The sequence below is a fragment of the Streptomyces sp. MUSC 14 genome, assembly GCF_001866675.1.
Taxonomy (GTDB): Bacteria; Actinomycetota; Actinomycetes; order Streptomycetales; family Streptomycetaceae; genus Streptomyces.
In genome coordinates this window covers 1-1560 of the sequence record NZ_MLYN01000095.1, presented here as the reverse complement: position 1 = coordinate 1560, position 1560 = coordinate 1, and the positions used below count along the sequence as shown (strand labels likewise).

The following is a 1560-nucleotide window of genomic DNA, read 5'->3' as shown; positions in this document are numbered from 1 at the left end:
CCCGTTATGTTTTTCGCGGTCCTGCAAGAGGGCCGCTGGCCTCCGGGCCCGGCATGGCTGTTCCCCCCTGTCGAAGGCATGACCTGGGGGGTGGTGCCACCGGGTCCGAGAGGCGCCGTTGGAGACGCTGATGAGAGGTCCGACTACCGCCCAGCCGAGCGCAACGCCCGGCGCGTCGCAGGCGGCAGGTCTGCATAACGTGGATGCGCGCACGACGCCAACGCCCCGGCCAGCACCGTACAACCCCGTTCGGGAGGACGGCTTGAACGACAGCGACGAGATAGGCGTCTTCCTGGGCCTGGACGTCGGCAAGAGCCACCACCACGGGCACGGACTCACCCCCGCCGGCAAGAAGGTCTTCGACAAGCAGCTGCCCAACACCGAGCCGAAGCTGCGGGACGTCTTCGAGAAGCTGAAGACCAAGTTCGGCACCGTCCTGGTGATCGTGGACCAGCCCGCCTCGATCGGCGCCCTTCCGCTGACGGTGGCCCGCGGCACCGGCTGCAAGGTTGCCTATCTGCCCGGCCTGTCGATGCGGCGGATCGCCGACCTCTACCCGGGCGAGGCGAAGACCGACGCCCGCGACGCGGCCGTGATCGCCGACGCTGCCCGCGCCATGCCGCACACCCTGCGCTCGCTGGAACTCACCGACAAGATCACCGCTGAGCTCACGGTCCTCGTCGGCTTCGACCAGGACCTGGCTGCCGAGGCCACCCGCACCAGCAACCGGATCCGCGGCCTGCTCACCCAGTTCCACCCGTCCCTCGAACGAGTCCTCGGCCCCCGGCTCGACCACCAGGCCGTCACCTGGCTCCTCGAACGCTACGGATCCCCGGCCGCCCTGCGAAAAGCTGGACGCCGCAGGCTCGTCGAGGTGATCCGGCCCAAGGCCCCGCGCATGGCCACGCGGCTGATCGACGACGTCTTCGACGCCCTCGACGAGCAGACCGTCGTAGTCCCCGGCACCGGCACCCTCGACATCGTCATTCCCTCCCTGGCCCGCTCCCTCAGCGCCGTCCACGAACAACGCCGGGCCACAGAAGCCCAGATCAGCGCCCTGCTGGAGGCACACCCTCTTTCCAAGGTCCTGACGTCGCTGCCCGGCGTCGGCGTCAGGACCGCCGCCACGCTGCTGGTCACCGTCGGCGACGGCACCGGCTTCCCCACCGCCGCCCACCTGGCCTCCTACGCCGGCCTCGCGCCGACCACGAAGTCGTCCGGGACCTCGATCCACGGCGAACACGCACCACGCGGCGGCAACCGCGTCCTGAAACGCGCGATGTTCCTGTCCGCGTTCGCCGCCCTGCACGACCCCGCCTCCCGCACCTACTACGACAAGTGCCGAGCCCGAGGAAAGACCCATACCCAGGCACTTCTCCGCCTGGCCCGGCAACGGATCAACGTGCTCTTCGCGATGCTCCGCGACGGCACCTTCTACGAACCCCGAACCCCACGCCGTCAAGCCTTGAAACAAGGAAAGTGCTTGATTCGCGGGGGAGTTCACGGGGTGAAGCCACCCGTACCCGCTCAGACCGCGTCGGCACCACCACCGACACCGCC

The 1560-nt window shown here is 69.2% G+C and carries 1 protein-coding gene; it reads left to right on the top strand.

Annotated elements, in window-relative coordinates:
* Positions 1-262: 262 nt before the first annotated feature.
* A partial coding sequence (locus tag BIV25_RS44005) for an IS110 family transposase (protein ID WP_256257185.1) occupies positions 263-1560 on the top strand: 1298 nt, incomplete at its 3' end.